This is a genomic window from Teredinibacter purpureus (assembly GCF_014217335.1).
Classification (GTDB): Bacteria; Pseudomonadota; Gammaproteobacteria; order Pseudomonadales; family Cellvibrionaceae; genus Teredinibacter; species Teredinibacter purpureus.
Map to the genome: position 1 here is coordinate 229,594 of NZ_CP060092.1, position 23,202 is coordinate 252,795.

A 23,202-nucleotide genomic window follows, 5' to 3' on the forward strand; every position below is an offset into this window, starting at 1 on the left:
AATTTTTACCGATCACTCCAAGGCGCTAACACATGGGGCAGCTGCTTACGACAGATATAGAACATTAGCAGCGGCAACACGCTAAAAAACACGGTGCCGCCCACAAGAATTATTCTCATTATTAAAATACTGTGCTCTGGCTGATGGCGGCCAAGATGGGCATCAAACCCCATGAGCCACAAGCATAAGCCACTTAATAAAAACGCCAAAACACTGCTAAAACTGATCACCCAGGCGTGTACTGATGCATACATGCCCGCACGGCTTGTTTGATTTTTTTCTCGATCTTGATGGCTAAGGTCTGCAATCATCGAGGGCACCAATACTACCATTGCCGTCCAAATGGCGCCGCACAATATTGCATCAGAAACAATTACCCAACGCGCACCCGGCGTATAGATAAACCATTTTGCAAGGCCTCCGAGCATATTCACACCCAACAATACTTGCAGTGTAAACACCTTCCCTCGGTGGAACGAAAGCCTTGTAACCAACGGTACACAAGCCATACTCACCAGCGCGAATGCCGTTGAAAGCACACCCTTCCAGATAGCCCCTTCGGTAATATTGCCGTTGTTTACGTAGTACACCAACAGGTAGTAATCCATGGTTGCAGCAAAAGCAACGCCGCCCATTAGCATTAACGTTAGTGCTATGAGTAACACCATTGAGGGGTTCTTCAGGACAGAACGTATACTACTCAAAAAGTCGTGCTGTGTACGCACGTACTCAACAGTTTTACGCTCTTGTATGAGTAACGCAGGCATCATGCCACACACACCAAACACCACAAAAGCAAGGCCCCAGCCCACTGTTTGCACGCCAATAATAACGCTGGCAAATAAGCTTATCTGCGCTAAAGGAAATACCCACTGGTATAGCAGGGAGCCTAATTTTAAAAAGTAGGCGGTAAAACCCATCACCTCGGTGCGCTGATGGTAGTCATCGGTTATTTCAAACGCTAGGCCGTTTAACGGTACGGTAAAGAATGTTGCCGACAAATAAAATAGTGTGGCGGTCGCCGCGAAATACAATAACTGCGCCGTGTCAGACCAATGTTGAGGCACCATCCAAACAAGCCCGTAGCATAGCCCGGTTGTCCACGCTGACACTAAGATAAATGGCCGACGTTTACCTAACTTACCGCTGTGAAAATTATCTGAAAGATGCCCTACTACAGGCCCCAGCAAGCTGCCAATAAGCATTGGGGCTGTCATGGCTATGCTGAGTAAAAATGGATTCACCCCTAAGGTCATCTGGTAGTACGGTACCGCCAGAATATGAATACCTTGATTGGCAAAAAAGAAGGCAAAAAAGCCCAAGCCCAGCGCTAAGCGATTACGAAAACTCACAATGGATTTTGGTTGGCTTTTCATACTGCGGGTACACAAGGGGTTTCCCGCAGTATAAAAGAATCGTCGACAATTTGGTTATTTTTTCAACGACAGGCTACCCGCCAACCCCGCATCGGTTACGGCTTTCACCACGACAGAATCTATATCTCGCCCTAAACGTACAAGCGCAGAGGCTACACCATCTTCACTGTTAACGCTGACAGGCGATACCAATTGCGCATCGCCATCTACCGTAAACGTTACCGCCGTTGTATTACTACGGCTATTAAACCCCTTGGCAGTTTCTAGGCGTGCCCGAACAAATACGAGGTCGTTAACACCCGATTGTGGCGCAACTGAAGAGCGGTCCAAGGATACAACGAGTCGTGTTGCTTCTGATGGCGTTGCAATTCGATGACGTGCCACCACCTTGCCAGAAGCCATTGCTGTAGCGTCCAATACACCAGCTTCAAACTGTGGGATTTTAAATAAGAAGGGCGCATTTTTTAGGTGAGGGTAACGAGTATTATCGCGAATACCATCGGCGACGGGCTTACCGTTTAACGTAAGCGCAACAGATTCTGCATTACTGTAAACATAAAATTCAAGACTGGAGTCTGCTTGCCAGTAGCTTGCAATATGCACCATGTAATCATTGGTTAATGGGCCGCCGTTTGTCGCCGGCGCGCGCTGGCTCTGGTAAAAATAGTAACTCCATTTTGCGAGACGATCGAGACTCATAATACCGGAGGACTCTATGTCGTCGGCGTAGCCTCGGTTGTAATCGAACATCACCCAATAGCCATCGGCAAACGCGGGTGTATTGAAGTTATCGTTGTGCGCTTCTTGGATGTTTGCCGCTTGTTGTTGCAGGCGTTTTTCACCCGCACTGAGCAGCTGGCGGCTGGAACGCTCTTCTTGCAGTAGGCCACCCCAGCTATCTTGGTTTAAACCCGCGTTCATGGCGTAATATTCCCAATCGCCATATTCCGAGACTACATACGGTTTTGTGGGCGCTTTGTAATGCCCAATGCGGTGCTGCCGCGCCTGCAAGTATAGATCGTAACCGTAGGGCACCCAGCCTGCCGAATAAACGTTTTCGCCCGGAAATTCTTCATGCACAACGCCATGTAGTCGATCGACGAGCGCTTCACCCATATCGGATTCGTTAAGCGAACATTCCCACCCTAAGACGGACGCATGATTGCGGTCACGACGAATCAAGTCGCGACACGTTTGCTCAATATGGTCGGCAAAAGCTGGATCTTTGTTAACATACTGCCACCCTAATATCGCATCTAGCAAGACTAACCCAAGCTCATCAGCCGCCTTCATAAAAGCTTTTGAATGAGGGTAATGTGAGAGCCGTACGTAATCAAAACCCGCTGCTTTAATTTTTTCGGCATCGCGGTACTGTGCGGCATCCGACAGCGCATAACCTACGTAAGGGTATTCTTGATGGCGATTAACCCCACGTAAGAATGTTTTTTCACCATTAATATAAAGTTGATTGTCCACCAGTTTAAATTCCCGAATACCCAGCCGAGTAACGTCGATATCAAACACTTCGCCGTCTACGAGAACGCGAGTTTCAAGCTGATACAGGTGCGGAAATTTTGGTGACCATAAGTTAGGCGCAGTCACCTTTAGCGTTTGCGTTACGCTTGTTTCTGCCGCAACGGAAGGCACTACATCAGAGACAACTTTTGCCACTTCTTTGCCGTTAAACGTTAGCCGCTGCTGAACACGAATATTGCGACTTGCGGCATCTTTGGCCAGGTGCGTTTGTACTGAAATTTCGGCGTCGGTTTCGCTCACTTTCGGATAACGCACAAAGATGCCGCCCGACGCGACCACACCGGCGTTTACGGCATCGGTAATGTGTACAGGGTTTTCAATGCGCAACCACACGTTACGGTAGAGGCCGCCGTACATATTAAAATCGAGAACATCTAAAGGTTTGGGGCCAGTAATGGCATTGTCTCGGTTGTCCAAGCGCACGGTTAGGACATTATTCCCTTTTTTAAGGTGTTCGCCCACCGCAACAGAGAAGGGTAAATACCCCCCTAAGTGCTCCGCTATTTTTTCACCGTTCAGCCATATTTCTGTCGCGTTCATAGCCGCTTCAAAATCGATGAATACTTTTTTCCCGTCCCACTGTGCCGATTTAACCAGCGTTTTTTGATACCACGCATCGCCTTGCCATTGATCGTTAACAACACGCGGTTCAATATTCGCCGTATGCGGTAGGCTTACCGGCTGCCATTGCGCGAGTGCTTGCGCTTGCGCTAGGGTTAATACGTTGTCGCTTTTGAAGTAGAACCAGCCACTGTTAATGTTTACGGGTGCTGTAAATTTATCTGAGGCTATTGATGTGTGAATAGCGCTATCGCTATTTTCGGCAACGAGCGCTACCGCTTTATCATCTGTATCACACCCACTTACAACAGCAACAAAAAAACTAACGAGCAACCATGTTGGCAAATTTATTTTCATAATGACTTCTACTTCTTATTGGGTAATGGAAAAAATAGACATAGCCGGCAACGCAACATTATTGTTACCAGAATCAAAAAAAGCGGCATTCTCCCAGTGGGATCCTGTCCCCCAAAGCGTTGCGCATTGAGAGCTAACCCACGCGGGTTCCCAATAAACAACACCCAAACCACCCGCCGAAGCGACTTGGTCGGTAAGGTCTATCATGTATTGTAACTGATCTTCTGGCGTGGCCTCATACTCCGCAAGCAAGCTATCAGCACCGAGAACGTTACTGGCCTGATCGAAACCTTGCAATGTCCAGGGATAGGCGGTTTCAACAATCATCACGTCTTTGTTATAGGTTGACCGTAGCGTAGAAATTGACTCGCCCACGCGATCGACTTTAACCGTAGACCATTTCCCGTAATAACTTAATCCGATGATATCGAAATCAGTTATACCTGCTGCTTGCGCTTGCCCAAACCACCACTGTGCATTTTCAGGTTGCGCAATATGCAGAATGCGCTCTACTTGTGTGCCGTGTTCACGATTAAAATCGGCAACCGCTTGTAGCCCCTTATTCAGTAACAATGCGTTACGTGCCCAGTCGATTCCGCCGCTATTCGCCGCATCTTCAGGCTGTAAAATTTCGTTATTGGTTTCGTTACCCACTTGCACCATTTCGGGCAACAATCCTAGGCTATTGAGCGCGGTAAGTGTGCCAAAGGTGTAGTCGTAAAGTGCTTCCCCAAGCGCCTGAGTATCATTTTGTAAGTGTTCCCATGCGGCAGGTGTTATTTGCTTTTCGGGGTCCGCCCAGGTGTCTGAATAATGGAAATCTAATAGCACAGGCATACCCGCATTTTTCGCACGTGTTAGCGTTTCAATTACATCGGTTAAATCAGAATACTGTGTCCAATCTGGCGTGTGCCACAATCGAACACGCACTAAGTTTGTGCCGGCGTCTGCAAATAAGGTGTAAGGATCTTCGAATGCGCCATCGCGCTGGTATTGCACACCGCAATCTTCCATCTCATTCACGTAAGATAAATCGGCCCCCAGAAAAAACCGGCTATTATCAGGTAATTGAATATCCGCTAATGCCAACCGTGGGCTAGTGTCATCACCGCCGGTTTGCGCTGCGGAGCTACTGGAAGCGCTGCTTGAAGAAACGCTGGAAGAATTATCTCCGCTCGATTGACCACCACCCCCACAACCATTAAGCGCAAGCACCAAAAACAGTGTAAAGACCCATTGGGTTGGACGATTTAACATAGTACAGCTCTACTCAATAGTAATAAAAAAAAGCCCCCGAGCATCTCCCGGGGGAATAGACTTTAAAAACTGTCGCAACTGGCCCATTTAAAGGCAAATAAATTAGTACCGCTCGCAATAACATACTCTCGATCGGAATCCCATTTCGCAGCACATCGACTTGGAACGTTTTCTCTTGTGCTCCAGTCGTTTCCATTTAAGAAATAGTAAGCACCGCTCGCTCCGTTACTCAGCGTTAGTGAGTAAGAATAAATACCATTACCTTCGTCGGTCATAGCGACAATTTGCCAGCCGCCACTGCCATTAAAATCACCGGTAATATAGGCATTGCCCGACGTATCCTGCATATCGACTTTAAAAACAACGTTGTCTCCACCGTATTCAGGCGTTGGCTCTGCTGTAGGTGTAGGTGTAGGTGTAGGTGTAGGTGTAGGTGTAGGCGTTGGCGTTGGCGTTGGCGTTGGCGTTGGCGTTGGCGTTGGCGTTGGCTGCACGATACTAACCGCATCGCAACTCGCCCAGGTGTAAGCAAAAGTATTATGGCCGCGACCAATCACATATTCGCGATCAGAATCCCATTTCAATGCACATGCCGCAGGAACCGTTTCTCGCGAAGCCCAATCATTTCCGCTTAAAAAATAATAAGCGCCTTCGGAGCCTTCTGTAACATCGGTAGAAAATGCAAAAACACCGTTGCCTTCAGCGGTCATTTCTACAACCGTCCAGCTGTTGAAGTCACCCGTGACATAACCACTGCCCGACGCACTGCTCATATCCACGCGAAAAGTTACGTTGCCGTCAACGGGCGCAAGGCTAGATGAAGACGAACTCGCGCTACTTGAGGTGCTAGAACTTGATGAGCCCGTTGACGGCAAGCTGCCATCGCCATAGGTTTGTTCAAGGTAATTCACTCCGCCATTCGGAATAAGGTTATGGTCAAAGTCAAAGAAGGTTGCGTTTTCCCAGTGGGAACCTGTGCCCCACTGCGTGCTACAACGGGTAGACACCCACGATGGCTCCCAGTAGATAACCCCGTAACCACCAATAGCGTGAACCTCGTTGGCCAAACTCACCAGAAAATTTGACTGAACCGTCGCCGAGGGGCTTCCCCAATTACCGGGGTACTCACTCAACATGTTGGTGGCATCGTCGTCAGAGTCCGAACTCCAAGGCACGCCCACTTCAACAATCATCACTTCTTTGCCATGCTGGTTTTTAAGGTTTTGCATAATGCTTGTCACATCATTCACATCACCATCATGCCACTCGGGGTAGTAGCTTAAACCGATCACATCAAAGTCATTGATACCGTTAGCCGTCGCATCAGAAAACCACCATTCACCTTCGTTAGGGTCGGCAACGTGTAATACTATCTTGGGTTGGATCGCAGCGTTTTTGCCCGCGTCTCGAACAGCGCTAATACCCGCATTAAAGAGAGTAGACTGGCGAGACCAATCAACAGGGTAGAGGTCATCTTCACTGGCAACCATAATATTGCCATTGGTCTCATTACCCACTTGCACCAGTTCAGGCATTAAACCCAATGCATTTAAATCGCTCAGCGTTTCATAAGTGTACTCGTAAAGCTCAGCAGCTAAGGCACTGGTATCGTTAACCAAATACGCCCACGCATGAGGGATATGCTGCTCACCGGGGTCGGTCCAGTTATCCGAGTAATGAAAATCTAGCAATACCCGCATGCCGGCATTTTTCGCTCGCTGAATACTTTCAACAACATCGTTATAGGAAGAGTAACTGCTGGGCCCTTCCGTTCGCGCAGTGGGATCGTGCCACAGGCGGATACGAACTAAATTAGTACCGTGATCTGCAAATAGTTGGTATGGGTCTTTGGCCGTATTATTCTCGTAATAGGTCGCGCCGCAATCTTCCATTTCATTGACGTAAGAGAGATCCGCTCCCTTATAGAACGAGTGTGCCGATGCACAGCACAGTGACACGATTAAAAACGTCATGAAAGATTTTTTCATCACAAAACCTCAATTTATTATATTTATTAAACTCACTACTTATGCAGTGCTTTACCTCTATGGCTGTAGCTTTTGCGACCACAAGCTGCGCAAAAATACTACAATCTATTTTTCTAAAGAAAAAAAAGCCGGCTGCAATGCGGCCGGCAAATCCTAACCTAACATTTCCAGGAGAGGTCTATGCTAGTTTTTTGACCACATCCTTCACCGGCTTTGGCCCGTAAACAATGGGTCGAATTCTTTAAGTGATTGCCCGCAGATGTAAGCGCAACATCTGCCTTCAACCATGGCGGACTGCACCCAACACAATCTGTGTGGCCAATGCATTGCAAACGTTTAACCGCTCTCATCTCATAGCCCTCATCCGCCCTCGAACCTGCACTAAAATTGAGTAAATACTCTCGAAAGACTCCAATCCACTCACCTAAAGCTGCTCGCTAATCGGGACAAGACACACACAAAACAGATCGAATAACAACCAAAATAAAGCTTACACGTTTACCTAATTAAAACCTTTATTTAGGTCTTAATGCACCATGAAGCATAAGGTAAACGTTTTCCTTTGTTTAGTAAACCCCCCTTATGGAAATTATTTACGCGCCAACGCCAAGGCATGACACTTGTCACCCAACCTAGTGACAAAGCTCTATTACCCTCAACATCCGAATACCAGACACTGGCTCCACCTTGCAGCGACCGCCTCAATACCGAGAACGGCCTGCTTTCCACGGAGTAAATACCATGACAATTTTTAAGCAACTCGCCACAACCCTTATTACAACCGCTAGCGTATTTTTGGCATGCACCAGCCACGCCGACCAAAGCAATATCGACGCGATCGAACACGCCTTTCACACACAAGACGCTGCCCAACTGGAGCAACTTGCTAACGACATATCCGGATACGATCAATTTGTGGCGCGTTATAGACTGGTCTTGAAATACCAATTCGAAAAGCAACCCACACTTGCTACTAGCACCCTGAATGGGCTTATTGATGACATAGCGTCCCATTGCGAAAGCCACCCAGAAGATGCAGAAGCACAAGCACTGCTAGGAAATCTCTACGGGTACAGCATTAGCCTAAACCCATCCAAAGCCATGGTTTATGGCCCACGTGCACACGACCACATCACTCTCGCCGAAATGCTGGACAAGGAAAACCCACGGGTTCAGATGTTTAAAGGTATTATGGATTTCAATAAGCCTGCAATGTTTGGCGGAAGCAAAACGGCGGCAAGAGATGCATTAATACGTGCGGTAGCGGCCTTCCCAAGTGACCGCCAATCGGGTAACCACTGGGGCTACAGTGATGCGCACATATGGCTAGGGCTTTGCTATTTAGAACTTGGCGATACAGGCAGCGCACGTAAACATTGGGGCAAAGCGCTAGACATAAACCCCGATGGCGGCTGGGCAAGCATGCTACTTAACAGCCACCCAGCGCCGTAAATTCGCCTTAAGCCAGCGGTTATCCACTGGCTTCTTTTGCTTATCGATTGACAGACACCCTAAACACTAGGACACCAACATGCCGTCGCCTCACCTATCAGCCGCTCAGCCAAAAATGAATAACCCCTGGAGCTGGATCTCCTTTATGTTTAGCGGCTTTTTCTTTTTCTCGTTTGCCTACGCCGAGCTCACACTACATTTTGTTGTTCCCTCGCTTGCCCTCTACGGCCTGTTCGCGTGGAACTACAGCGCGCTAATTCACTCTAGCCCCAAGAATATGCTAGCACTCACACTCAGCATGATAGCGCTTGGTTTTTTCGGTTCTTACCTCAACCCTTCCTCAAGCGTATTTCTAGGTTACGCCGCTTTTTTTGGCTGCTTCTACTCACCTAAACCACGCGGTTTTTTGATTAGCAGCGTCATTATTATTAGCCTGTTAAGTGCCGCCAAATTATTTAACCTCTGGTACTCCTATTATTTATTTCCGGGCTTAATCACCTCCATTGCCATGAGTTTTCTCGGCGCATACCTCCGACAAGAGGACCTTCACCGCAGGCGTGAATACACAAGCTCAGAGGAAAAAAAACAACTGGCCACCGTTGCTGAACGCGAACGAATAGCGCGAGACCTTCACGACACGCTAGGCCACACACTCTCAAGCATTGCGCTCAAAGCACAATTAGCTAAGAAATTGGGTGACAACGGTAATATGACAATGGCATTAGATGAAGTGAGCCAAGTCGCCACACTCGCAAGCGAAGCGTTGAGCGATGTAAGGCGCGCTATAAGCGGTTACAAATACAGCGGATTAAACGAACAGCTGGCACGCCTGCAGTCACGTTTGGAAAGTGCTAGCTTTAGCGTAACGCTACACAACCCCCTCAAACACTTACAGGCCCGACAAGAAGCTGCTCTTATATTAATGATTACAGAAGCGGTCACCAATATTCTACGGCACAGCAACGGCAACAGTGCTTCGATTACACTCAGCAAAACAAGCTCCGCGCTAGGCGTGACAATCTCAGACAATGGCAGCAACCAAGATTATTGTATGGGCAACGGCCTAACCGGTATTAATGAACGGCTTGAAGCCTTTAACGGTAATATGACGATTACCAACCACAACGGGTTCCATCTAACGCTTACACTTGAGAGCTACAATAATGCTTAAAGTATTCATCGTGGAAGACCAGGCGTTAGTGCGCGGCGCGCTATGCGCGCTACTGCAGCTTGAAGGCGATATAGAAATTGTGGGGCAAGCGGAGAACGGCCAGCAAGCGCTAGAGCGCATAAAAACGCTGGACTTCGACATAGTGCTTACTGATATTGAAATGCCTAAAATCACCGGCATAGAACTCATAGAACAGGTACGCGAACGCTACCCGCACATTAAAACCGCCATCGTCACCACGTTTGGCCGCGCCGGTTATATTAAGCGTGCGCTCAGCGCCGGAGTGGATGCCTTTCTATTGAAAGATGCCCCGTCAGAAGATCTCGCCCAAGCACTAAGACGCATTATGCAGGGACGAAAAGTAATTGACCCAGAACTGGCCATCGCGGCCTTGGACATACAAGACCCTCTAACGGAGAAAGAACGAAAGGCGCTGCAACTCGCCGGCGAAGGGAAATCGACGGCCGATATAGCCGTCGCACTGTTTCTTTCCGAAGGAACCGTACGCAACTATCTATCTGAAGCTATATCCAAGCTCAACGCCACTAACCGAATAGATGCCGCGCGCTTAGCCAAGCAAAAAGGTTGGCTCTAAAACACCACAGTAAAGAAGTACTCAAGGCTTTTTCAGTTTAGAATAGCGACATGACACTTTCAGACCTTACACTACTCAGTTTCCTATTCGTTGCCGGTATCGGTATCTGGCAACACCTCGGCATTAGTCAGCGCGCCTATACCGTGGTTAAACGCCGCACCGAAAAAGCAGGCGTCACCCTTTTAGATCAAAGCATTGTCTTACGCAGTATGAGACTTTGCCGCTCCTCTCATTCACTTTTCGCGATTGAGCGGCGCTACAACTTTGAGTTTTCGTCTGTAGGCGATGTGCGATACCCGGGCAATGCCGTATTCGCCGGCAAGCGGTTACTCGGGCTAGAGCTTGCGCCATTTAAAGAGCAAGAACCGGAAGACTAACGACAACAGCCCCGTTCTAAGAACAGGGCTGTTAGTTAAATTCACATTGCCAAGCCAGCGGTGATTTACATCACTTAGCCGTATAGTGATGACCTAGGTGAAATGAGTGGCAGCCCAAACACCTTGAATAGCGAGCTTTTTGGCAAACGTACCCGCCTCGCCTTCATCTTTCATAATATTCACGTAACGCGGAACCGATCTTTCGGCAACCGTTCGCGAACCAAACGGCCCAATGTCACCCTCTTCTCGCGTCGCAATATACCAATCGGTACCTATCCGAAAGCAACGCTCAGTGCGATACCACACTTTATCTTCTTCTCCCTCTCGGCGAATCACTTCACTCACCATATACCCCTCCATCTATCTCAATATGTCGTTTAAACGCACACGAAAATCGCCACGCCGTAGCATCACGCTCCTTATTTAGGATCAAATAAGGATGGGACACTCGTTTTTTGTTTAAAAACACACAATTATGCGGCAAAATGTAAATATAACCGACATTAATGTGAAGTTCGTCACAAAATTATATCAACCATTTTTGTTCTTGCACAGTTTTTCATGAAAAAAGCGCATAACTCGGCGCCTTTATTGACTCAATGAATCACCTTTGCGCGCCAAAAAGATCGAAAACACACCCCTAAATACGCTATACGCGCTATAAACCCTTAAGTAACCGTAAATCAATCTATTTTTTAGTAAAAATCTTCAGCGAAATCGTGTATCTTTGCGCACATTTTTAGCCTAAGCAGATATTCAGCACACATATATAGAGTAGCGTTATGACCGAGTTAGCCAAATACAGAAACATAGGCATCTTCGCCCACGTTGATGCCGGTAAAACCACCACCACCGAGCGTATTCTTAAGCTCACAGGTAAAATTCACCGCACCGGTGAAGTACACGATGGTGCCGCCACTACCGACTTCATGGAACAGGAACAAGAGCGCGGCATTACGATTCAGTCTGCAGCGACAACCTGCTTCTGGAAAGACCACCGCATGAACATCATCGATACACCAGGACACGTTGACTTCACTGTTGAAGTTTACCGTTCGCTTAAAGTACTCGATGGCGGCGTAGGTGTTTTCTGTGGTTCTGGTGGTGTTGAGCCTCAGTCTGAAACTAACTGGCGCTACGCGAACGAATCTGAAGTTGCTCGTATCATTTTCGTGAACAAACTCGACCGTATGGGTGCAGATTTCTACCGCGTAACCGATCAAGTTAAAAAAGTACTCGGTGCAACGCCACTGATTATGACCCTTCCTATCGGTATCGAAGATGATTTTGTAGGTGTTGTGGACGTTCTCACCAAGAAAGCTTACGTATGGGATGACACCGGTCTTCCTGAAAACTACGAAGTGCTAGATGTACCTGCTGACATGGTTGACGACGTGGATATGTACCACGAGCAACTACTCGAAACAGCTGTTGAGCAAGACGACGACCTGATGATGGCCTACATGGAAGGTGAAGTTCCTTCTATAGAAGACATCAAGAAATGTATTCGTAAGGGCACCATCGCACTGGATTTCTTCCCCACTTACTGTGGTTCCGCCTTTAAAAACAAAGGTGTTCAGCTTGTACTAGACGCCGTTGTTGATTACCTACCCTGCCCTACCGAAGTTGATCCCCAGCCATTGACCGACGAAGAAGGTAACCCTACCGGTGAAGTTGCCACCGTATCTGAAGAAGAGCCTTTACGCGCATTGGCATTTAAAATAATGGATGACCGCTTCGGTGCTCTCACATTCGTGCGCATCTATTCGGGCGTACTCGAAAAAGGTACCACCATCCTTAACTCCTTTACCGGCAAAACCGAGCGTATCGGCCGCATGGTAGAGATGCACGCAGATGATCGCAACGAAATCGACCGCGCACAAGCCGGCGACATTATTGCCATCGTAGGCATGAAGAACGTACAAACCGGTCACACACTATGTGATCCCAAGCACGCTTGTACGCTTGAGCCGATGGTATTCCCCGAGCCCGTTATCTCCATTGCTGTTAAGCCTAAAGATAAAGGCGGCTCAGAAAAAATGGGTATTGCCATTGGTAAAATGGTTGCAGAAGATCCTTCTTTCCGTGTTGAAACCGATGAAGACTCTGGCGAAACTATTTTACGCGGCATGGGTGAATTACACTTGGATATTAAAGTGGACATCCTTAAGCGCACCTACGCTGTAGAGCTTGAAGTGGGTAAACCACAAGTGGCTTACCGCGAGACCATTACCAAGGCTATCGAAGATTCCTACACCCACAAGAAGCAATCCGGTGGTTCGGGTCAGTTCGGTAAGATCGACTACCATATTCGTCCTGCAGAGCCTGGTACTGGCTTCAAGTTTACCTCCTCTGTTGTGGGCGGTAACGTACCGAAAGAATTCTTCCCAGCGATTGAGAAGGGTTTTGCCAGCATGATGCACACAGGTACTTTGGCAGGCTTCCCTGTACTGGACGTTGAAATTGAACTGTTCGACGGTGGTTATCACGCGGTTGACTCCTCGGCTGTTGCCTTTGAAATTGCTGCTCGTGGCGCTTTCCGTCAGTCTATTCCTAAAGCCGGTGCTCAATTACTAGAACCCATCATGAAGGTTGACGTGTTCACACCAGAAGATCACGTAGGTGATGTAATTGGTGACCTGAACCGCCGTCGCGGTATGATCAAAGATCAAGAAGCGGGCGTAACCGGTGTACGTATTAAAGCTGACGTTCCGTTGGCTGAAATGTTTGGTTACATTGGAACCTTGCGTACTATGACATCCGGCCGTGGTCAGTTCTCTATGGAGTTCTCACACTACATGCACTGCCCAGCTAACGTAGCTGAAACGGTTATCGCAGAAGAAAAAGAGCGCCAAGCCGCTAAAAAGTAAGCTTCGCCCCTGCCTTTTAAAAAGCTCTGCTAACAAACCTTAGCAGGGCTTTTTTTTGCCTGGATTTATTCAGGCCAGACAATCGACCGCCTGCCAACATAACGTTTCACGCGCGAAGAGCATCATCACAAGCGATGCGCCTCTACCCACTAAGAGGTATTAACCTCTGCTAACCACCAGAGCCTTTACCTCAACACTCTGAACCTCGGGGCCCGACAACCTCCCAATAACGAGGTTTTAATATACGTTTTTATATTTTCGTTTACCTTTCCGCTTACCTTTTCATCTATCTTTTCGCTTATCGTTTCATTTAAATTTTTCTCAACCCTACACTAATCGCGCCACTATTTTTTTATGTCTATTTCATTTTTACACTTTAGACGCCAGAAAAATGTAACGCCGACACCAACGAATAATTATCACGACAAAAAACGTTAACTGTTAAATAAAACTTTACCACGCCAATCAAAAAAGTGAATAACGCTGTTCCATGTAATGCCATCCAGAAACCGCTACACTTCAGATAGCAACCAATAACATTCTCAACGCCGAAAGACTCATCCATTAACTACGCCCTACCCGCAATAAAAAATGCATTACTTCGCCACAAACAAACCAACGCGCCCACTCTATTGATTCAAATCAACAACGAACTTAAATTAACGGTCCACGCCTACTTCCACTACATTTTCTAATTTAAGCTTTCGGCACTCTTTTAGAGGGCAAAATGTTTTATTGCTCTGCATATCGAATAAAAAAAGCGTCATGATGAAAAAATATTTTTTAATACTTTTGGTGATTAGCGTGTGCATTATTAGCGCTGAAACACTTTGCGCCCCCTACCTTCAAGGGCACTACACAACCGACCAGCACTCTATCAAGCTATACACACAACCTGAAAATATTCCGCTCAACGAATTTCATACGTGGTTTATTACAATTAAAAATAACAACAAAAACTCACCTAACATTTTATCCATATCATTAGACGGAAAAATGCCGAAACACATGCACGGGCTACCCACAAACCCCGAAATCAAAAACACGATAGAGGGAGAATTTGAAATAAAGGGATTAAAATTTCAAATGGCAGGAGAGTGGATGCTAATTTTCACACTCAATAAAGACGTGGAAAACACCGTAACCCATACCTTTACCGTAACAAATTAAGAGCGACATCTACCCATTATTGAGTAAGCCCTACACCATTACAGACCATCACTGGCTTGAGAAATACGCGTCCCCCTTTAAGGTGAACATTACGAGCGCCAACGTCGACCGCAAAAAGGATGTAACCAATAGCAATGAACAGACTATTTACAATAGCCATCTACACAACGTGCTTACCCTTACTGTGCGCTTGCTTTTTTACGGACAACACCATCAGCAGTCACTATTTACGCTGGAGTGACGAAGAACGCAGCGTAATACAAAGCCTATCGTTATCCGATCCGTCAACGTCTATACCCACGCCCTTAAGTCTTTTGGGCCAAAAACTTTTTTTCGATAAACGGCTCAGCATTAACGGACAAGTTTCGTGCGCATCCTGCCATCAGCCCGAAAAATATTTTACAGACGGCGAACAGTTCAGTGTGAACGGCATAGGTGAAAGCACGCATCACACCCCTACAGTTGTTGGCGCCAGCCATAATCCGTGGTTTTTTTGGGACGGACGAAAAGATAGCCTTTGGTCGCAAGCACTAGCACCGCTAGAGAATACTCATGAACAAGGCGGTAACAGAATGTTTGCTGTTCGAACCTTACAAAAACATTACGCCACTGAGTATAAAAAACTATTCGGTGAACACCTAAATTTTGACGATAACAAAAAATTTCCATTAAACGCTACACCTAACACCCAAAATACACGATGGGCCAGTAATTGGGAACAAATGGCAAAGGAAGATCGCGATACTGTCGATACAGTTTTCGCCAATATGGGAAAATCGATTGCCGCTTACGAAACACAACTGCAACCACTACCTTCCCGCTTTGATCAGTTTGCAGAATCACTAGATAAAAAAAACCACGACACGACAACCCTCTCGCTCACAGAGCAGTATGGTTTACGGTTATTCCTAAACGCGGAAAAAACCGCGTGCATTAACTGCCACAACGGTGAACTTTTTACCAATCATGATTTTCAGGCAACGGGAATCAATAGTCGCGTGAGCGAAAACACGCAAAAAACGGGAAGAGCAAACGGTATTACTGCCGCACTAACTGATAGTTTCAATTGTTTTTCTCGCCACGCCACTACCAACAAAGATTGCTCGGAACTTCGATACGCAAAAACAGAAGGGAATGAATTAAACGCAGCCTTTAAAGTACCCACACTTCGAAACATCGAGAACACTGCACCTTATATGCATAACGGCGGGCTAGGCACACTAGACGACGTTATCGACTATTATAATTCTGCCATAAGCCGTGATAACCAGCATATGGATATACGCCCTTTACGATTATTGCCGCACGAAAAACATCAGCTTAAAGCCTTTTTATTAACGCTATCGTCACCCCTCAACCAAGACTCGCCATTACTACAAAACCCCCATGAACACTAATTTTATTTCGCCGCTAGGATATCCCATGAAAGCACTGCCCGCTCTACAATGCGTTACTGCACTATGTTTATTATTGATATCGGAACTATCACAGGCTCATGTTCGATGGTTTGTAGAGGCCGAAGGTGTTATACCCGTTGATTTTAAACTTAATGGTAGCTTTTATTTTAGTTTGGGGTTAATCGCACTGTACATTTTAGCCGTTACCATTACTCACAAGTTTATACAAAACCGACTACCCAGCCTGCTGTCGAGTTGGAACTTTAATTATCATTTTCACTGGTATAGTTTGTTTTCGGCTTTAATCGCGCTACTCATTTGCAACTTAATGATAGGCGAGTACTTAGCACCAAACTTAACACTCCCACCACACCTCATCATGTTGGGCATACTGCTTCAAGCCGCAGTGATAGTGTTATTGCCAATTTCCGTAACGATTGTAGGTGTCGCATTATGCGTAGTCGCCTTTCTGAATATGTTTTTATTCAAGGCGTTTATTGCGCTTGACTATTTCTTTGAGTTTATGGGCGTAGGCCTTGCTTTTGTTTTTATTGGCCCCTCAGTAAGTGTTGTTGACAAGCATATTTTTGAACGTTTATTTCGCCGCATCAACAGAGAAAAGGCGGCTTTATGTTGTTTAAGAATTGGCTTAGGGCTTCAGTTGATTGAATTAGCCATCCACAATAAATTTATTGGCACAGGCTACGCTCTACTATTTGTTGAACAGCACAGCTACTATAATTTTATACAAGCCGTGGGGTTTAATAATTTTACACATACCGATTTCGTGTACTTCGTTGGCTTGTTTGAAACTCTCTTTGGACTTTTGTTGTGCCTTAACTTTGCCCCTAGATTAGTACGCATGACACTGGCTACCATTTTTATCATTACGTCCATTGTCTCGGGTGTTACCGATTTAGTTGGACACCTGCCCATTCTAGGCGTTTTACTTATCTTAATTCTTGAGGGCGAAGCACCTGAACGCACCCATGCCACGCGACTAAAACAAGGGCGCACCACGCGCATTTTTAATCGAATGTTATTCAGCATGGGTGGCGAACAAAAGGTGTAGGTGTGGAGAATAATTAACGAAACAAACCATTGATGCGCTCTATTTGCTTTTATCAGTGAATTTCGCAACAATCTTGGGATTGCCGATAACGCTAGCTTAGCGTTTGACCCTTGCGCCATATTCCACAAAAATACGACACCACAATGGAGCCTCTATGACAGAAAGCAACCCGTATTCAGCCCCCCAATCCGAAGCAGGCATTGCAGAAGAAGACTATCAGCCGACCATTTTCGCTCTAAACGGTCGTATTGGTCGCCTGCGCTACCTAACGTATGCCATGCTCTACAACATCATTATCTATTTTGTATTGGGTATTGCATCGGCACTACTTATCCCCGTTTTCGCTTCGGGCACCAGCTCAAATTCAGCAGGGTTATATTTACTTATTGCTGCGTTTTATTTCCCAATGATTGCCCTGTACACTATTCTTGCCCGTAGGCGCTTACACGATTTGGATAAATCGGGGTGGCTGTTACTGCTCTTTTTAGTGCCCTTACTTAATATACTGTTAGGGCTCTATATGCTGTTTGCTTCCGGCACCCATGGCACCAATCGGTTCGGCCCACAACCTACCAAAAACCATCCAGCACTATGGGCTGGTTTGCTATTGCCTTTCATCGTGACTGGCATTCTCGCGGCTGTTGCTCTACCCGCATACCAAGAGTATGTTGCGCGTGCGCAGGCGGCACAGAACCTGCCCTTTGGTGACTAAATTATTGTAGCGTTTCGATCTGCTTGAACCATCATTGTCAGCCATAAAAAAACCCAGCCTAACGGCTGGGTTTTCAACATCAACGCAACAAACCTATTAACACTGGCTTAACGCTTGCGCTTTATAGGCTGTAACTAACGCCCAACAAGATACGACGACCCCATTCGATATAGCTACCCGGGCGTGCTGTATCGTTGTCCCGATAGTTATTGGCGGCTTCGTCCGTCATGTTTTGCGCCTGCAGCGTAAACCTCAAGTTATCGTTAACGGCATAGCCTATGCTGGCATCAATTGTTGCTTCCGCATCATTCAAGCTAATATCACTCGGGTTCCAGCTATTAATACTGGTGAACTCGCTTCGGTAGTTCCACGAGACACGAGCATCAAAATTGTTGTAGTCGTACCAAAAGGTTACGCTAGCCACATCTTTAGACAACCCACCTAATGTGTACGGATTAGAGTCTGGCGTAAATTCTGTAATGTCGGTATCCACATACGAGTAGTTCGCAAACATACCTAAGCCGTTGAAGGGCTCTGGCAGCATATCGAACGGCTGCTGGTACATCAGTTCGATACCCTGCAATGTTCCACCGTCACCGTTAAGCGGCGTTGTGCGCTCTAATGTACCGCCAGCACCTTGTACCGATTCATCCAGCACAATATCGGTGCCGTTACCCACGTGTGTAGACATATCTTTATAGAAGTAACCAATCGTCGCGGCGGCATTGTCACCCCAGTAAAGTTCATACCCCAAGTCAAATTGGTTCGCCAAGAATGGATCTAATGTGGGGTTACCGCGGGTCATGGTGTAAGGTAAATCTTGACGCTGAATGGTGGTACCCGCTCGCATTTCCACTAGTGGTGGACGAGACAACGTTCTCGCCAAGCCTAATCGCACTTGCGCGCTATCAGAGACTTCGAACACCATATTCAATGACGGCAGAAGCTCGCTGTATTCATGGTCGATCGACACCGCCGCTAGCGATCCATCAAGCTGCTGTTCGTAAGCGCTAGAGGTCGTTGAGGTACTGACATAACGCGCACCTACATTACCGCTAAACGGCACGCTGCCCATTTCTCCCGACAAACTGAACATGCCGTATAACGCAGCGTTGTCTTCGGTTAGCAGCCAAGAAGCGGCCTTATCATCGTCACTCGGTACAACTGAACTACGGTTCGCGAAACCGCCAAATACATCCTGTGCCACGCCATCCCAATCCTCTAGGCCGATCAGTGCTGGCGCAACAATATTGTCTCCCAACGAATAACTGTAGGCTCCCACGTCCGCTAGCGATACTTCTGTACTCGCATTTTTAACCCAGGTAACAACATCGTTTTCTTTTTCGCGTGAGGTATAACGCCCACCAAAGCTGACGCCCGCAATGGTGCCCCAATCAAGTTCACGCTCAAAATCAAGATTCATGCTGGTCATCGCATCCGTTAGGATTCGATCTGAATCGCCGGTCATGGTAGAACCACCAAACTCAGCCGGAATTTCACCTGCCGCTGTAGCGTTGTACCAAGTACCACTGTCATCTTGCGACCAAACGTCGGAGTAGCTGGTTGCATCTAGGGTGTAATTTGCAGGGTTGCTAACACTGTTCGCGTCAGATACATTATTTTGCCAAATTGCCATTTGACCGCTGCGGATATCCCAGCCGATATCCGCCGATTCCGTAATGGTCCAAATGCCGTCGCCGTCTGCATCACCCCAAGATTCGTTGCGATTCGACGCGATATCGATCCACACGGAGTCAATACTCGCTTCGGAGTAACCAACATCCGCCGATACCTGCCACACACTACCCGCATACACTGCATTTAAGCCTGTGCTCATCATTTCGTTGGTCTGAAACCAATTGGCATTGTGTAACGTGTTATGCGTTCCGTCTGTTGGGTCGTAAAAACCCGCCGACACAACAGACTGCACACCATTGGAATCTTCGGTAATTACCGCATCAGTATCGGAATTTATGTAATCTTCTAAATTGCCATTTTGCCAATTACCAAAATCGGCATAGTACATTTGGTCTTCACGCTCAGTAATATCAAACTGAGAGTAGAACAAGTCATATTTTAAGCTAAGCGCTTCCGTTGGCTCCCACTCCAATACGGCAACGGCACCCAATCGCTCCGTGCTGCCTTGCTTGCTGGCGGCTTTCGCGCCCCACGTAACGTCTTCGGGTGTACCGTCGCCTACACCGGAGTACCACGGCGTCTCTACACCATTGTCATCCCATGTGCCGCTGTCATACATCAAACCTTCAGCTGGCGAGCCCAGATCGCCCGTGGTGCTAGGGTGAGAATTGTAGGCCCATGACGTAACTTCACGCTGTAATGAGGGCTGATCTTGGTAGGCTAAACCAAACGCCACACCAAAGTTGTCGGCATACTGATCGACATAGCTAAAGCTGGCCTTGTAGCCGTTGCCGTCGGTCTCGGGTAATTCATCACCCAAGGCATTATTCATCCAGTAACCATTAAGCGATACCATGCGCTTATTTTTTTGCAGCGGGCTAACAATATTCATATTAACCAAGCCGGAGATACCGCCTTCTACTTTGTTCGCCGAAGGGCTTTTGTACACTTCTACAGAATCGATAAGCTCGGCAGGAAACTGCTCGTAACGCACGTCGCGGCTAGGCTCTGCTGAAACAATTTCACGATTATTCATGGTGGCGATATTTAAGCGTGCGCCCATGCCACGAATAGAAATACTGCTGGCATTACCACGGTCGCGGGAAGACGCAACGCCAGGTAAGCGCGTTAAAGAATCGGTGATACTCACATCAGGCAATACACCCAAATCATCAGAGGCAACAACCTCAACCAAAGAATCTGATTCGCGTTTACGGTCCAACGCTTTTTCTAGCGAGCCCGCAAACCCACGCACAATCACTTCTTCTTCGTCGATAGCTGTTTGTGCAGCGGCGTTGCCAGAAAGCAAACCGAGTGCACAGATCATGGTCAAATAACTAGCGCTGCTGTTATCAAACAATTTTTTCATGAGGTTTTCCCATTGTTATCATTAATATAAAGACACTTTCGATTCATATATAAAACGAGCCAAGCACACGCCCCTCACCTGCGTACGAGAAGTGATCCCATTCGATATATTCCAACCGGAATATGCCTCCACTTAACGTTGTAAATCTCTACTACCTGCCGAGCCGCCCCCATATACTTACGAGTAGCAGACATTAGGGTAAACGTTTACCGTAACCTTGTAAAGACCCTCGCCAGCAGCCTATCCGCATATAACAGGTTTATTTTTGTTCAACTCTAGCCGCCAAAATGGCGCGCGCCGCTCTTTCGTGGGCTGCCCCTGCCATAGAGCCTGGCCTCCCACCGATAACGAAAACGCACTTATCAATATAGAACGACGGCTCATCACCGCAATAACGCTGTAGTTTCCCGGCGTTTTATCATCACGTAAAAACATTGCACTAGCGCCACGCAGGTCTATTTACGGTATGAAAACGCCTATATAGGGGTGCCTGCAGCCAATACTTTATACTCATTGCTCCAGCGGAGGATAGGCGACCGAGTCCCATTACACCCACGCGCCCGGCTCGATAAAGCCATTCTCTTCGCGCCCCTAACCGCTTACAGAACAACCGAGATCTTCGTAGAAATACCCTTAATAGCAACACGCCCATAACACCACGTGAAACATCTAAACCCTTCCTGCCACCGTATAAAAATAGCGCGTTTAACGTCCTATACGGCCCTTTAGAGTAAAACGTTTACCCCACAAAATCCCTCTTGCCACCTCCTCTTCGTCCCACTCTTACCTCTACCCTCTCTCTGTTAATCTTAAAGGGCATAGCCACACGGCCTTCGCTACTGCCTACATCACTCAATAAAGCCAAGGCGCGGTAATAAGGGTTATGATGCCCAACAAACTTATTGACTATCGTACGCCATCGCGACGGCGCAACGTGGACATCCAATACGAGTACATCATTATTAAACTCGACAAAAAACTTCAGATTCTCACGTGGCTAGTGCTGATGATGCTCGCCATCCATATTGTGAATTCAATACTTCAAGGGCGTCTGGGTGAATTTGGCGTGCTACCGGGCGAAATGCGGTCGTTACCCTACATAATCACTGCACCCTTTATTCATGGCAGCTGGGCACACCTACTCAGTAATCTTGTAGGTCTTGTCATTTTCAGTGGGCTTTGTTTATTACGGGGAATACCGTTCTACCTAAAGAGCAGCCTGCTTATCATTCTACTAACGGGGATATTGGTCTGGCTGTTTGGCCGACAGGCCGTGCACATAGGTGCAAGCGGTTGGATTTTTGGCTTATGGAGCTTATCCATCGCCATGGCGTGGTTTCAGCGACGCTTCGGTAACATACTCATCGCATTGTTTGTTATCGTATTTTATGGAGGAATGATCTTTGGCGTACTGCCTAGCGACCCAAATGTTTCGTTTGAGTCCCACCTTTTCGGTGCGCTAAGCGGCGTTATCTGTGCCTATATGATGACGAAAAAACCTTTCCGCCGTAGAGCCGCTGTTAAGTAACCACTAAAGCAAAACAACCTAAATAATTAACTCGGCACTTAATATTGGAAATATCGAGAGCACCAACAAGGTGGCCATTAAGAAATTAAAACGCCTAGCGGCCTTGGGCGAACGGATAAAACGATGCATACCCGCACCAAATAACATCCATAACCCCATTGTTATCAATCCCATTAGCGACATTACAACTACAATTGCCAACGCCTGAATACCCGCCTGCTCCCCCGGCGTGGTATAGGCGGCAATCGAGCCTACCGCTATGATCAATGCTTTTGGATTAACCCACTGAAAGGCTGCTGCCTGAAAAAACGTTATTGGCTTATCGCGACCAGAGGCTTCTTTCATTTCACCAAGGTTCGCAATCTTCCAGGCCAAAAACAACAGGTAGCTCACTCCAGCGGCTTTAATCACTTGATGCAACCAGGGGTACTCCACAAACACGGAACCAAAACCTAACGCTACCGCCGAAAGCATAAGCGAAAAGCCAATACATACCCCGAGATAAGCAGGTATAGAGCGCTTGACGCCGTAACTCGCAGCCGAACTGAGCAGCATGACCGTATTCGGGCCTGGTGTAGCCGACGTTGAAAGGCTAAACAGTAAAATTGACACATAAAATTCCATGATACTGACCGCGACGCCTCTAGATTTTAATTACCACGTTTACAATATAAGTTTTACCACTGAACACTGCTAGACTCGCTACGCGAAAATCGTTACATACATTTTATGCGACTACAAAAAATCCCCGCATTCTAACGGGGCGAATAAAAAAA

18 protein-coding genes are annotated in these 23,202 nt (G+C 47.1%); 10 read left to right on the forward strand and 8 right to left on the reverse strand.

Translation table 11 applies throughout. The features are described from left to right. Window positions 1-5: 5 nt before the first annotated feature. The 4 genes from H5647_RS00900 to H5647_RS00915 form a co-directional block, all read right to left on the reverse strand. A complete protein-coding gene (locus H5647_RS00900) occupies window positions 6-1,376 on the reverse strand; it encodes an MFS transporter (protein WP_045855637.1) in 1,371 nt (456 codons plus the stop codon). A gap of 54 nt (window positions 1,377-1,430) precedes the next feature. Further along, entirely contained in the window at window positions 1,431-3,830 is a 2,400-nt protein-coding gene (locus tag H5647_RS00905) for a glycoside hydrolase family 2 protein (RefSeq protein WP_082086915.1), read from the reverse strand. Between the two features lie 15 nt (window positions 3,831-3,845). Then, window positions 3,846-5,087, reverse strand: coding sequence for a glycoside hydrolase family 53 protein (locus H5647_RS00910; RefSeq protein WP_082086916.1), 1,242 nt, complete (start codon window positions 5,085-5,087; stop codon window positions 3,846-3,848). Between the two features lie 62 nt (window positions 5,088-5,149). After that, window positions 5,150-7,075, reverse strand: a complete 1,926-nt coding sequence (locus H5647_RS00915) for a glycosyl hydrolase 53 family protein (RefSeq protein ID WP_052691785.1) — start codon at window positions 7,073-7,075, stop codon at window positions 5,150-5,152. 741 nt (window positions 7,076-7,816) lie between these two features. Between H5647_RS00915 and H5647_RS00920 the strand changes: the two genes are divergently transcribed. From H5647_RS00920 to H5647_RS00935, 4 genes are all read left to right on the forward strand, one after another. Then, window positions 7,817-8,527: a tetratricopeptide repeat protein gene (locus H5647_RS00920; RefSeq protein WP_045855638.1), complete on the forward strand. Its 711-nt coding sequence runs from the start codon at window positions 7,817-7,819 to the stop codon at window positions 8,525-8,527. Window positions 8,528-8,606: 79 nt separating this feature from the next. Then, a complete protein-coding gene (locus H5647_RS00925; protein WP_052691786.1) occupies window positions 8,607-9,698 on the forward strand; it encodes a sensor histidine kinase in 1,092 nt (363 codons plus the stop codon). Then, complete coding sequence (locus H5647_RS00930; protein WP_045855639.1) at window positions 9,691-10,293, forward strand: response regulator transcription factor; 603 nt, start codon at window positions 9,691-9,693, stop codon at window positions 10,291-10,293. The genes H5647_RS00925 and H5647_RS00930 overlap by 8 nt, the downstream gene beginning before the upstream one ends. Before the next feature lie 50 nt (window positions 10,294-10,343). Further along, complete coding sequence (locus H5647_RS00935; RefSeq protein ID WP_045855640.1) at window positions 10,344-10,670, forward strand: DUF3301 domain-containing protein; 327 nt, start codon at window positions 10,344-10,346, stop codon at window positions 10,668-10,670. Between the two features lie 93 nt (window positions 10,671-10,763). Here H5647_RS00935 and H5647_RS00940 read toward each other — a convergent pair whose 3' ends face one another. Beyond that, window positions 10,764-11,018 carry a DUF6316 family protein gene (locus tag H5647_RS00940; RefSeq protein WP_045855641.1) on the reverse strand — a complete coding sequence of 85 codons (255 nt, stop codon included), beginning with the start codon at window positions 11,016-11,018 and terminating at the stop codon, window positions 10,764-10,766. A 434-nt stretch (window positions 11,019-11,452) separates the two neighbouring features. On the opposite strand from H5647_RS00940, the gene fusA reads away from it, so the two are divergent. Further along, window positions 11,453-13,540, forward strand: coding sequence for an elongation factor G (gene fusA, locus H5647_RS00945; RefSeq protein ID WP_045855642.1), 2,088 nt, complete (start codon window positions 11,453-11,455; stop codon window positions 13,538-13,540). A 376-nt stretch (window positions 13,541-13,916) separates the two neighbouring features. Here fusA and H5647_RS00950 read toward each other — a convergent pair whose 3' ends face one another. After that, entirely contained in the window at window positions 13,917-14,105 is a 189-nt protein-coding gene (locus tag H5647_RS00950) for a hypothetical protein (protein WP_045855643.1), read from the reverse strand. Between the two features lie 239 nt (window positions 14,106-14,344). Between H5647_RS00950 and H5647_RS00955 the strand changes: the two genes are divergently transcribed. The 4 genes from H5647_RS00955 to H5647_RS00970 all read left to right on the forward strand — a co-directional run bounded on the left by H5647_RS00955 (window position 14,345) and on the right by H5647_RS00970 (window position 17,891). Beyond that, complete coding sequence (locus H5647_RS00955) at window positions 14,345-14,710, forward strand: FixH family protein (RefSeq protein ID WP_162926255.1); 366 nt, start codon at window positions 14,345-14,347, stop codon at window positions 14,708-14,710. A 134-nt stretch (window positions 14,711-14,844) separates the two neighbouring features. After that, window positions 14,845-16,107, forward strand: coding sequence for a cytochrome-c peroxidase (locus H5647_RS00960; RefSeq protein WP_052691788.1), 1,263 nt, complete (start codon window positions 14,845-14,847; stop codon window positions 16,105-16,107). A gap of 25 nt (window positions 16,108-16,132) precedes the next feature. Further along, a complete protein-coding gene (locus H5647_RS00965) occupies window positions 16,133-17,179 on the forward strand; it encodes a hypothetical protein (protein WP_052691789.1) in 1,047 nt (348 codons plus the stop codon). A gap of 154 nt (window positions 17,180-17,333) precedes the next feature. Further along, window positions 17,334-17,891, forward strand: a complete 558-nt coding sequence (locus H5647_RS00970) for a DUF805 domain-containing protein (RefSeq protein ID WP_052691790.1) — start codon at window positions 17,334-17,336, stop codon at window positions 17,889-17,891. A 121-nt stretch (window positions 17,892-18,012) separates the two neighbouring features. Here the strand turns inward: H5647_RS00970 and H5647_RS00975 are convergent, their stop codons facing one another. Then, the gene (locus tag H5647_RS00975) at window positions 18,013-20,898 is read right to left on the reverse strand and encodes a TonB-dependent receptor (protein WP_052691791.1); all 2,886 of its coding nucleotides are present in this window, start codon (window positions 20,896-20,898) and stop codon (window positions 18,013-18,015) included. 883 nt (window positions 20,899-21,781) lie between these two features. On the opposite strand from H5647_RS00975, the gene H5647_RS00980 reads away from it, so the two are divergent. After that, on the forward strand, window positions 21,782-22,426 hold the full coding sequence (locus tag H5647_RS00980; RefSeq protein ID WP_236074719.1) for a rhomboid family intramembrane serine protease: 645 nt from the start codon (window positions 21,782-21,784) through the stop codon (window positions 22,424-22,426). Window positions 22,427-22,444: 18 nt separating this feature from the next. On the opposite strand, the gene H5647_RS00985 is transcribed toward H5647_RS00980, so the two are convergent. Continuing rightward, window positions 22,445-23,038, reverse strand: coding sequence for a LysE family translocator (locus H5647_RS00985; protein ID WP_162926256.1), 594 nt, complete (start codon window positions 23,036-23,038; stop codon window positions 22,445-22,447). Window positions 23,039-23,202 lie beyond the last annotated feature (164 nt).

What these genes read in the sequence shown, in the direction of transcription:
- H5647_RS00940 (WP_045855641.1), bottom strand. Translation starts at nt 11,018, where the DNA reads ATGGTGAGTGAAGTGATTCGCCGAGAGGGAGAAGAAGATAAAGTGTGG.
- fusA (WP_045855642.1), top strand. Translation starts at nt 11,453, where the DNA reads ATGACCGAGTTAGCCAAATACAGAAACATAGGCATCTTCGCCCACGTT.
- H5647_RS00910 (WP_082086916.1), bottom strand. Translation starts at nt 5,087, where the DNA reads ATGTTAAATCGTCCAACCCAATGGGTCTTTACACTGTTTTTGGTGCTT.
- H5647_RS00925 (WP_052691786.1), top strand. Translation starts at nt 8,607, where the DNA reads ATGCCGTCGCCTCACCTATCAGCCGCTCAGCCAAAAATGAATAACCCC.
- H5647_RS00980 (WP_236074719.1), top strand. Translation starts at nt 21,782, where the DNA reads ATGATGCCCAACAAACTTATTGACTATCGTACGCCATCGCGACGGCGC.
- H5647_RS00920 (WP_045855638.1), top strand. Translation starts at nt 7,817, where the DNA reads ATGACAATTTTTAAGCAACTCGCCACAACCCTTATTACAACCGCTAGC.
- H5647_RS00960 (WP_052691788.1), top strand. Translation starts at nt 14,845, where the DNA reads ATGAACAGACTATTTACAATAGCCATCTACACAACGTGCTTACCCTTA.
- H5647_RS00950 (WP_045855643.1), bottom strand. Translation starts at nt 14,105, where the DNA reads ATGGATGAGTCTTTCGGCGTTGAGAATGTTATTGGTTGCTATCTGAAG.
- H5647_RS00970 (WP_052691790.1), top strand. Translation starts at nt 17,334, where the DNA reads ATGACAGAAAGCAACCCGTATTCAGCCCCCCAATCCGAAGCAGGCATT.
- H5647_RS00965 (WP_052691789.1), top strand. Translation starts at nt 16,133, where the DNA reads ATGAAAGCACTGCCCGCTCTACAATGCGTTACTGCACTATGTTTATTA.
- H5647_RS00905 (WP_082086915.1), bottom strand. Translation starts at nt 3,830, where the DNA reads ATGAAAATAAATTTGCCAACATGGTTGCTCGTTAGTTTTTTTGTTGCT.
- H5647_RS00930 (WP_045855639.1), top strand. Translation starts at nt 9,691, where the DNA reads ATGCTTAAAGTATTCATCGTGGAAGACCAGGCGTTAGTGCGCGGCGCG.
- H5647_RS00915 (WP_052691785.1), bottom strand. Translation starts at nt 7,075, where the DNA reads ATGAAAAAATCTTTCATGACGTTTTTAATCGTGTCACTGTGCTGTGCA.
- H5647_RS00900 (WP_045855637.1), bottom strand. Translation starts at nt 1,376, where the DNA reads ATGAAAAGCCAACCAAAATCCATTGTGAGTTTTCGTAATCGCTTAGCG.
- H5647_RS00975 (WP_052691791.1), bottom strand. Translation starts at nt 20,898, where the DNA reads ATGAAAAAATTGTTTGATAACAGCAGCGCTAGTTATTTGACCATGATC.
- H5647_RS00935 (WP_045855640.1), top strand. Translation starts at nt 10,344, where the DNA reads ATGACACTTTCAGACCTTACACTACTCAGTTTCCTATTCGTTGCCGGT.